The organism is Achromobacter sp. 1011791174 (genome assembly GCF_059760925.1).
Map to the genome: position 1 here is coordinate 1 of NZ_JCBANH010000147.1, position 9,491 is coordinate 9,491.

Sequence of the window (9,491 nt, forward strand, 5' to 3'; positions counted from 1 at the left end):
GGCAAAGCCGGCTCCGCGCGGCCCCGCTCGCGGTGATGTGCCGCTAGGGGCGACTTTTGTAAAGTGAATAGGTGTGGATTCGCGGGGGTGCAAGCTTCTGTTCAGGTTGATGAGAATTATTATCAAATTCATTGACCGCCGGTCAGTCGGAAAATAGAATGGGGCTTCCGCAACCCGCAGCACGCTTTCCGCCATGCACGCTTCCCGCCGCCACGCCCTGCTCGTCGCCGTCAATCTCGGCAGCTTCGTCGCCACCCTGGACATCAGCATCGTCAACGTCGCCTTGCCCGCGATGCAGGCGGCGTTGCGCACCGACATGGCCGGGCTGCAATGGGTGGTGGACGCCTACGCGCTGTGCCTGTCGGCCTTCATCCTGTCGGCGGGGCCGCTGGGGGACCGCTATGGGCGCAAGCGTTCCTGGCTGGCCGGCGTGCTGCTGTTCGTCGCCGGCTCGGCCATGTGCGGGCTGGCCGGCGGCCTGCCCATGCTGCTGGCGGGGCGCGCCGTGCAGGGCGTGGCCGGCGCGCTGTTGATACCGGGCGCGCTGTCGCTGCTGACGCAGGCCTTCCCGGATCCGCGCGAGCGGGCCCAGGCCATCGGCATCTGGGCATCCAGCAACGCCACCGCGCTGATCGCCGGCCCGGTGCTGGGCGGCGTGCTGGTGGCGCACTTCAGCTGGCAGAGCATATTCCTCATCAACCTGCCGCTGGGCGCGCTGGCGGTGGCGCTGGGCATGTGGAGCATCCGCGAAAGCGCCCATCCCGAACACGCCGCGTTCGATCCGCTGGGCCAGGCCCTGAGCGTGGTCTGGCTGGGTGCGCTGGCCTACGGCCTGATCGCCGCGGGCGAGCATGGCTGGGACTCGCGTCCGGCCAGCCTCGCGCTGGCGCTGGCGGCGGCCGGCCTGGCGGCCTTCGTGACCGTGGAACTGCGCGCGCGGCGGCCGGTGCTGCCGCTGGGCCTGTTCCGCGACCGCGGCTACGCAGTGACCAACTTCGCATCCTTCGTGCTGGGCTTCTCCGGCTACAGCAGCCTGTTCTTCTTCTCGCTCTACCTGCAACAGGTGCAGGGCCTGTCGCCGCTGGCCGCCGGTTCGCAGCTGGCGCCGCAATTCATCGCCTCCGGCATCGCGTCCACCGTGTTCGGCAAACTCAATCCGCGCTTCGGCCTGCCCCGGCTGATGATCGCCGGCTACGCGCTGATCGGCGCGGCCATGCTGGGCATGACCGGCCTGGACGCGCATACGCCCTACGCGCTCACCTGCGCGCTGATGGTGCTGCTGGGCGTGGGCTCCGGGCTGGCGCTGCCCGCCACCAGCATGGCCGTGATGGCCACCGTGCCGCGCGAACGTTCCGGCATGGCCTCGGCCACCATGAACGCGCTGCGCCAGAGCGGCATGACCATCGGCATCGCGCTGCTCGGCGCGCTGATGAGCGCCCGCGCGGTGGATGCGCTCAACGGCGCGCTCGCGCGCCAGGGACTGCCCGATGCGCTGGCGCTGGCGCGCGCCGCCGTGCTGCGCCACGAACTGCCCTTGGCGGCGGGCGACGCGCGCGCCCTGCTGGCCGACGCGCTCGCCGGCGGCTTCAGCCTCGCGATGGCGGTGGCGGGCGCGGCCTCGCTGGCGGCCGCCGCCATGCTCGCGCTGGCGGCTCGCGGCGAGAAGCCGGCGCTGCGCGCGGCCTGAAACCGCGCCGCCGCGCCTCGGCGAAAAACCCGGCTTGCCGGCACGGCCGGCGCCTGATCGCGCACAGAGATTTCAAGGCCCGGAATTTAAGACCCCCTCTTCTTAAGCATCGGTAACAACGCGCTACGACGCGTCGCCGCTCCGGTAAGCTCGGCGGCCAATAACACGTTAACGGGCACACGTTGACGACAACAAGCGCAACCCGCAGACCGACAAAGAGGAGACCTTCATGCGCCACCGCAACATCCTGTTCCGCCTTGCCCCGCTGGCCCTGGCCGCGCACCTGGCCTGGTCCGACCCGGCCGCCGCGCAAGGCGCGCCCGGCACCCAGGGGCCGCTGACGCCCGCGCCCGATGCGGCGCTGGCCGCGCAGATCGACCAGCGCGCCAAGGCCATCGAGGACAAGCTCATCGCCTGGCGCCGCGACATCCACCAGCATCCTGAACTGGGCAACCAGGAAACGCGCACCGCCAAGCTGGTGGCCGACCATCTGCGCGCGCTGGGCATGGAGGTGAAGACCGGCGTGGCCGTGACCGGCGTGGTCGCCGTGCTCAAGGGCGGCAAGCCCGGTCCGGTGGTGGCGCTGCGCGCCGACATGGACGCGCTGCCGGTGAAGGAACAGGTGGACCTGCCCTTCGCGTCCCAGGCCAAGGGCACCTACCTGGGCAAGGAAGTGGACGTGATGCACGCCTGCGGCCACGACACGCACACCGCCATCCTGATGGCCACGGCCGAGGTGCTGGCCGGCATGAAGGACGAGCTGCCCGGCAGCGTGAAGTTCATCTTCCAGCCCGCCGAGGAAAGCCCCGCCGACTTCGAGCCCGACGGCAAGAAGATCTGGGGCGCCAAGATGATGGTGCAGGAAGGCGTGATGGAAAATCCCAAGGTCGACGCCATCTTCGGCCTGCACGCCTCCAGCGCCTATCCGGCCGGCTGGCTGGCCTGGCGCAGCGGCCCGGCGATGTCCGCCGCCGACCAGTTCTGGATCGACGTCACCGGCAAGCAGACGCACGGCGCGCGCCCCTGGTCCGGCATCGATCCCATCGTGGTCAGCTCGCAGATCATCCTGGGCCTGCAGACCATTCCCAGCCGCCAGATCAACAGCATGCTGGAGCCGGCCGTCATCACCGTGGGCGCGATCCACGGCGGCAATCGCATGAACATCGTGCCCGACAACGTCGCCATGACCGGCACCATCCGCACCTACGACGAAGGCATGAAGAAGGACATCCACCAGCGCATCGCGCGCACCGCCGACATGATCGCGCAAAGCGCCGGCGCCAAGGCCGACGTGCGCGTGGTGGAGCTGTACAACGCCACCGTCAACCCGCCGGCCCTGACCGAGAAGATGGGCCCCACGCTGCGCCGCGTGGCCGGCGAAGGCAACTACGGCCTGCAGCCCAAATCCACCGCGTCGGAGGACTTCTCGTTCTACCAGCAGAAGGTGCCGGGCCTGTTCTTCTACCTGGGCGTCACGCCCAAGGGCACCGACGTGGACAAGGCCGCGCCCAACCACTCGCCGCGCTTCTACGTGGATGAGTCCGGCCTGATCAACGGCGTGCGCGCGCTGTCGAACCTGACCGTCGACTACATGCTGCAGGCGCGCCAGGGCAGTTGACGCCGCGCCCGGCCGCCGGTCCGCCCGGCGGCCCCGCGTCCTTGCGGGCATGCGCAAGGACGCGCGCCTTATGCCCGCGCGCGCATACGCTCATGCCCGCGACATAAGCATACGGCGACAAATTCTTTGTCTGCCCGGCGGCGCTTTCCTACAGTACGGCCCTTTGCCCCCCAAGGGCCGCCACGCAGGAAATCCGCATGCCCATCTCCCGACGCCGCTTCATGATCGCCAGCGCGCTCGCGCTGCCCCTGGCGCGTCCGCGCATCGGACGCGCCGCCACGGCCGCCTGGCCCGCGCGCCCGCTGCGACTGGTCGTCACCTTCCCGCCCGGCGGCGCCAGCGACATCGCCGCGCGGTTGATCGCGCCCGCGCTGGCCGAGCGGCTGGGCCAGCCCGTGGTCATCGAGAACAAGCCCGGCGCCGGCTCGACCATCGGCGCCGCGCTGGTGGCACAGGCGCCCGCCGACGGCTACACGCTGCTCATGTCGAACTCGGCGCCGCTGTCGATCTCGCCCGCGCTGATGCCCGGCCACGGCTACGACGCGCTGGCCAGCTTCGATCACCTGGCCTATATCGGCGCGGTGCCCACCGCCTTCGTCATCCATCCGTCCGTGCCCGTCGCCACGTTGGCCGAGCTGACCGCCTGGATCAAGGCCCAGGACCAGCCGGTGCAGTTCGGCAGCGGCGGCCTGGCCTCGGTAGGCCAGATCGTCGGCGAACTCTATGCGCGCGCCACCGGCGCGCCGCTGCAGCACATTCCGTACAAGGGCTCGGGCGCGATGCGCAACGACCTGCTGGGCGGACAGATCCGTTTCGCCGTGGACGCGCTGCCGCAGAACCTGCCCTATCTGCGCTCCGGCCAGCTGCGGCTGCTGGCCGTCACCACCGAGCGGCGCGTGCCGCAGGCGCCGGACATTCCCGCCGTGGGCGAACTGGGCCTGCCGGGGCTGGTGGCCGAGAATTTCATCGGCCTGTCCGGCCCGGCGGGCCTGCCCGACGCGGTGCGCCAGCGGCTGCACGCCGAGTTGACGGCCGTGCTGCGCGAGCCGGCCTTGCGCGAGAAACTGGAGGGCCAGGGCTTCGTGCTGGCCGACAAGTCCCCCGCCGAATTCACCGACTTCGTGCGTCGCCAGGCCCAGGCCTGGGAACCCGTGGTGCGCGCCACCGGAGCCAGCCTGTGAGCGCCCGCCGCGTGCTGGCGCTGTTTGGCCATCCGGGCCGAGGCGGCTTCAACGAAGCCGCGGTCGAGGGCGCGCGCCGCGCCGAGCGCGCCGGCCAGCCGCTGCGGATCGAATGGATCGCAGATACCGATCCGCAAGCTCGCGCCGCGCGCATCGCCGCGCTGTGCGAACCGGGGCTGGACCTGCTGATCGCACATGGCGGCCAGGGCGATGCGCCCGTGGCCGAGGTGGCGCCGCGCTTTCCGCGCACGCAGTTCGCCGTCACCCAGGGCAGCCTGACCGCGCCCAACGTCGCGTCCTACGAAATCCTGCAGGAACACAGCGCCTTCCTGGCCGGCGTGCTGGCCGGCCTGCGCGCGGCGGACGGTCGCGCGGCTCACCTGTCCGGCGAACGCGTGCGCCCCGGCCTGAAGGGGCGCGCCGCGTATGCCGACGGCGTGCGCCGCGCCAGCGGCCGCGATCCGCTCACCGGTTTCTGCGGCAACCAGCATGATCCCGAGCGGGCGCACGAATGGGCCCGGGCGCTTGCCGCGCGCGACGCGCGTGTGGTCTTCGCCATGATGGACGGCGGCCGCGATGGCGTGTCGCGCGCCTGCCGAGAAACCGGCATCTGGCAGATCGGCAACGTGATCGACTGGGTGGCGCGCGATCCCCGGGTCTATCTGGCCTCGGCACTGGCCGACTCCGGCCTGTGCGTGGAGCGGGCGGCGGCCGACCATGCCGCCGGCCGGCTGGCGGTCGGCGCCGTCACCCGCTACGGCCTGGAGCAAGCGGCCTCGCTGCGCCTGGCGCTGGGCGCCGGCGTCACGGCGGAAGAACGCCGCGCCCTGGACGACTGGTCGGGCAGGCTGGCCGGCGGCCTGGAGATCGACGGCGGCTACACCGGCGCCGAGTTCACGCCCTAGTGTGCAGACGCAGCGCGGCGTTGGCCGGCTCCGACCACCACCGCGCCACCAGCCAGCCGGCCGCGCAGGACGCCGCCAGATAGACCGCCAGCAACGCGACCCGCGCGTCGCCCGACGCCAGCGCCGGCGGCGCCCAACCCCGGATCAGGCCCAGAACCACCAGATGGAACAGGTAGATCTCGTAGCTGAGCCGACCACAGGCGGCCAGCGCGCGCAAGGGCCGGGCATGCGCCCTTGACGCCGTGGCCCCGCCCAGCAGCAGCAAGGCCGTGCCGAACGCCATCGCGGTCGTGCCCAGCACATTGCTCTGGCCGATGGACCAGGCCAGGTACAGCCCCGCCATGGCCGCGCCGATGATCGCGCGCACGGCCGGACGTCCAAGGACGGCGAACCGGCCGCGCCGCGCCAGCACGGCAGCGCAGCAGCCCATGGCAATGGCGTCGAAGCAGGCCGCATAGCCATACAGATACGCCCCGGCCTCGCCCTGGCTGGCCAGGCGGTACAGCGGCCCCGCGACGATGAGCCCAGCCGCCAGCGCGGCCAGCGCCCAGCCCCTGCGCAGCGCCAGGCAGGCCAGCGGGAACAACAGGTAGAACGCCATCTCGACAGACAGCGACCACAGCACGCCCAGCGGATAGTTGATCCAGCCATGCTGAACGATCAGCACGTTCACCCAGGCCGTCAGCGCGGCGGCATTGACCGTCCACAGCGACACGGCCGCGTCCGCCCGGTTGCCGAAGATCGGCACGCCGGCCAGGGCCAGCGCATCGACCGTCAGCAAGGCCAGCAGCAGGCAGGGCAGGATGCGCGCCGCCCGCAGTGCGTAGAACGCCCCAGGCCGGATGCGGTCCAGCCCGCCCCATCTGTCCAACGCGTTGCGCGTGATCAGGAAACCCGACACCACAAAGAACATCGTCACGCCATAGTTGCCGTTGCGCGCGAGCGCGTGCAGGAACGGCCAGCCCAGCAACGCGGCCAACCCCGTGTCCTTCAACGAATAGGGAATGTTGAAGTGATGCAGCAGCACCAGCAGGATGGACACGCCGCGCAGCATGTCGATCCGCGCATCGCGCGCGTGAGCGATCATCGCGGCCTCAGCGCTGTCCGGCCGCGCCCAGCCAGCCCGGCAACCCGGCCAGCAGTTGCTCGCGCGCGCGCATGCCGGCGTTCGGCCTCGCCGCCTTCTCGTCCTGGATCAACCGGGCGAAGACCAGCTCGCGACCGTTCTTGCGGGCCCAGCCCACATACCAACCATAGGCGTGTTCGCGGTCGTAATCGCCGAAGCTGCCCGGCGATCCCGTGCCCGTCTTGCCATGGATCTTCCAGCCATCCGCATCGACCCCTGCGTCGAACAGGATCTCCGCCATGTCATAGGCCTGCGGCTTGACCGGCAGTTGCCGCCTTGCCAGCCTGCGCAGGAAATCGAGCTGTTCCAGCGGCGAGATCCGCAGCGACGATACGTGCCAGGCGCCCCGCGTGCCATTGTTCTTTCCCGGGTGGCCCGACACATCCTGGTTGCCGTAGCCAAACGCGGTCGTGTATTGCTGCAGGCGCGCCAGGCCCAGCTTCTCGCCTATCTGCTGCGAATACCAGAAAACGGAGTACTTGATCCAGTGCGTCGGATCGACAGGCTTGCGCCAGTCGTCGCCGCCCCAGTCCGGGTAGCTCGGCTGGTAATCCCAGACCGGCGCATGCGCGTCCTGCAGAATGCCGGCGTCGTAGCCCATCAGGGCGATGGCGAGCTTGAAGGTCGACGCCGGCGTATAGCGGGCCGCGCAGGCGTCCTGCGTGCCGTCCTGGAACACGATGCGTCCGTCCGCGACGTCGGCCACGACGGTGCAGAGCATGCGGGCCTGCGCGGGCAGGCAAAGGGCGGAAAGAGACAGCGCGGCGGCGAGCGTGCGCAAGGGGCTGCGTGTAGGCATGGTGAATGAAGCGTGGTTGGAAATTCTTCAGGGCAGCCCTGCGGGGCGCGGCCGGCGCTTCAGGCGGGCAATGCCCGCCCGTTCAGCAGCACCAGCGTGAGTTCGCGGCCCCCGGCCTGCACCCGCATGGCCAGGCAACGTCCGGCCTCGGCCGACGTCGCGGTCTTGGACAGGCGGATGTCCCAGCCCTGCCGTCCGACCAGCGGATTGGTGTTGCGGTACTGAATCGCGCCGGCATCCATGCCCACGGACTCGTCCAGCGACGTGGTGTCCAGCGCGATCTGCGGATAGGCCGTGGCGGCGCTCACGATCCTGCCGATATCGGCAGCGCTGGCGCGATTGGACGGCGAGACCCCCATGGCGTCCTCGAAGCGGGCGTGTTCCAGCCCCAACGCGGCGACCTTGCGCCGCAGGGCCCGCGCGAAGGCCGCCTCGCCGCCCGGATAGCTGCGCGCCAGCGCGTGCGCGGCGCGATTGTCCGACGACATCAAGGCCAGCTTCAGCATGGTGTCCAACGGGGCGACCGCCCCCACCGGCAACTGCCACGCCCCGCCCCGCGCCGCCTCGGCGTCGCGCTCGTCGATGCGGACCGGCTGAGACAGGTCGGGCGCCGCGTCCAGCAGCACCATCGCCGTCATCAGCTTGGTCAGCGAGGCGATGGGCACAGCCTCGTTCTCGGCCACCCCGACCAGCGTGTCGCCCGAACGCGCGTCCAGCACCAGCACATGCGACGCGCCGCTGGACTGGATCAGGGCGTCGATGCCCGGCAATTGCGCCAGCGCCCGGCGGGCCGCGTCGGCGCGGCCGTCGTCCGCCGGACCGGCCTGGACCCCGGCGCCGGCGATCGCCACGGCCAGCATGGCGGCCAGCGCCGGCATGGCCACGGCGCGGCGCGCCGGCAGGCTGTCGGGCCGGGTCAGGCGGCGTATGCGGTCCAGCAGATCGCCGTCGCGCGCGGCCGGCGCCACCGGCGCGGGCGCGGCGTCGGCATCCTGGCTCAAGGCGTTCAAGGCAAGCGCCAACCGGCGCGGTTGACCGATAAGCGCGGCGGCCATGTCGTCCGCGATGCGTTCGCGCTCGATGCGGATGCGCCGCGACAGCCACCAGACCGTGGGATGAAAGAACAACAGGATCTCGGCCGCGAACTGCAGCAGGTTCACCAGATAATCGTGCCGGCGCACATGGGCCAGCTCATGGGCCAGCAAGGCCTCCAGCAGGTCCGGCGGCATGCCGGTGACCAGGTTCGCCGGCACCAGCAGCACCGGCTTGAACCAGCCGGCCGTCATCGGCGTGCAAAGCCCCCGCACGAGACGCAGGCCCACCTCTCGCCGCAGGCGCATGCGGCGCGCCAGGCCGGCGACGCGGGCTTGCCAGGCCGCGTCCGTCCAGGGCTGGCTGGCGCGCAGCAGGCGCCGCAGCCACGCCATGCCGGCCCAGACGCGCAAGGCGGCCAGCGCCGCGCCGCCCAGCCAGGCCATGGCGCACCACAGCGGCCACGTTCCCGACCAGAGCGGCGACGCGGCGTCCGCCGGCCCCGCCGCCGGCAACGCGCGATAGGCATGCGCCACATCGGCGGCGAACATCGCCACGCACAGCAGCAGCCCGGCGCAGCACAGCGCGTAGCGCAGCCGCGCATCCCGCGGCCGGGTCAGCGACAGCAGCGCGGCCATGGCGCAATGGATGCCCAAGGCTTGCCAGAGAAACGCCGGCAAGGCCGTGCCCAGCGCCCAGGCGCCGCCCAGCACCAGCCCGCTCACCGCTTGTCCCCGCGCGGCTCGTCCTTGCTTTCCTCGCGCAGCAGCGCCTCGATCTCGGCCCGGTCGCGCTTGCTCACATGCCCTTCACGCAGGGCGGCCAGCACCAGCGCCTTGCCGGATCCGGCGAAGGCCTTGCGGATCAGATCCTTCAGCAAGCCGCCCTGCGTGGCCTTCTGGCTCTGCGCGGCAGCATAGACATGCGAACGCTCGCTCTCGTCGCGCGTCAGCAGGCCCTTGGTATGCATGATCTGCATCTGCCTGAGCACGTTGGCATGGCTCAGGTCCTCGCGTTCCGCCGCCATGTGGGCGTGGACCTGCTTGACCGTGGCGGGCCCGGTATCCCAGATAGCCTGCAATATATCGAGTTCGGCGCTGGTGGGTTTGGCGGGGGGAGGCGACTTGGCGGGCATGGCGAGGG

At 71.1% G+C, this 9,491-nt stretch carries 8 protein-coding genes; 4 read left to right on the plus strand and 4 right to left on the minus strand.

All coding sequences use genetic code 11. The annotated features are described in order from the left end of the window. The first annotated feature begins 193 nt into the window (after positions 1–193). The 4 genes from AC6LJ5_RS28950 (at position 194) to AC6LJ5_RS28965 (ending at position 5,391) form a co-directional block, all read left to right on the plus strand. The gene (locus AC6LJ5_RS28950; protein ID WP_498142307.1) at positions 194–1,687 is read left to right on the plus strand and encodes an MFS transporter; all 1,494 of its coding nucleotides are present in this window, start codon (positions 194–196) and stop codon (positions 1,685–1,687) included. 229 nt (positions 1,688–1,916) lie between these two features. Next, positions 1,917–3,305 carry an amidohydrolase gene (locus AC6LJ5_RS28955; RefSeq protein WP_498142308.1) on the plus strand — a complete coding sequence of 463 codons (1,389 nt, stop codon included), beginning with the start codon at positions 1,917–1,919 and terminating at the stop codon, positions 3,303–3,305. A 197-nt stretch (positions 3,306–3,502) separates the two neighbouring features. Continuing rightward, entirely contained in the window at positions 3,503–4,486 is a 984-nt protein-coding gene (locus AC6LJ5_RS28960; protein ID WP_103273776.1) for a Bug family tripartite tricarboxylate transporter substrate binding protein, read from the plus strand. Then, positions 4,483–5,391 (plus strand): BMP family ABC transporter substrate-binding protein, encoded by a 909-nt coding sequence (locus AC6LJ5_RS28965; RefSeq protein ID WP_498142309.1) that lies wholly within the window; start codon positions 4,483–4,485, stop codon positions 5,389–5,391. Before AC6LJ5_RS28960 ends, AC6LJ5_RS28965 begins: the two co-directional genes overlap by 4 nt. Here AC6LJ5_RS28965 and AC6LJ5_RS28970 read toward each other — a convergent pair. Genes AC6LJ5_RS28970 through AC6LJ5_RS28985 form a run of 4 tightly spaced genes read right to left on the minus strand, consistent with a single transcriptional unit; the run spans position 5,381 to position 9,483 of the window. Further along, entirely contained in the window at positions 5,381–6,478 is a 1,098-nt protein-coding gene (locus tag AC6LJ5_RS28970) for an acyltransferase family protein (protein ID WP_498142310.1), read from the minus strand. The two genes, AC6LJ5_RS28965 and AC6LJ5_RS28970, sit on opposite strands and share 11 nt — an antisense overlap. Positions 6,479–6,485: 7 nt before the next feature. Then, on the minus strand, positions 6,486–7,316 hold the full coding sequence (gene blaOXA, locus AC6LJ5_RS28975; protein WP_498142311.1) for an OXA-1238 family class D beta-lactamase: 831 nt from the start codon (positions 7,314–7,316) through the stop codon (positions 6,486–6,488). Between the two features lie 59 nt (positions 7,317–7,375). Beyond that, positions 7,376–9,073, minus strand: a complete 1,698-nt coding sequence (locus tag AC6LJ5_RS28980) for a M56 family metallopeptidase (RefSeq protein WP_498142312.1) — start codon at positions 9,071–9,073, stop codon at positions 7,376–7,378. Then, a complete protein-coding gene (locus tag AC6LJ5_RS28985) occupies positions 9,070–9,483 on the minus strand; it encodes a BlaI/MecI/CopY family transcriptional regulator (RefSeq protein WP_498142313.1) in 414 nt (137 codons plus the stop codon). Before AC6LJ5_RS28985 ends, AC6LJ5_RS28980 begins: the two co-directional genes overlap by 4 nt. Positions 9,484–9,491 lie beyond the last annotated feature (8 nt).

Bases quoted from the DNA above. Each gene is read 5' to 3' on its own strand.
- AC6LJ5_RS28950 (WP_498142307.1), top strand. From the start codon at position 194: ATGCACGCTTCCCGCCGCCACGCCCTGCTCGTCGCCGTCAATCTCGGC.
- AC6LJ5_RS28985 (WP_498142313.1), bottom strand. From the start codon at position 9,483: ATGCCCGCCAAGTCGCCTCCCCCCGCCAAACCCACCAGCGCCGAACTC.
- AC6LJ5_RS28970 (WP_498142310.1), bottom strand. From the start codon at position 6,478: ATGATCGCTCACGCGCGCGATGCGCGGATCGACATGCTGCGCGGCGTG.
- blaOXA (WP_498142311.1), bottom strand. From the start codon at position 7,316: ATGCCTACACGCAGCCCCTTGCGCACGCTCGCCGCCGCGCTGTCTCTT.
- AC6LJ5_RS28960 (WP_103273776.1), top strand. From the start codon at position 3,503: ATGCCCATCTCCCGACGCCGCTTCATGATCGCCAGCGCGCTCGCGCTG.
- AC6LJ5_RS28955 (WP_498142308.1), top strand. From the start codon at position 1,917: ATGCGCCACCGCAACATCCTGTTCCGCCTTGCCCCGCTGGCCCTGGCC.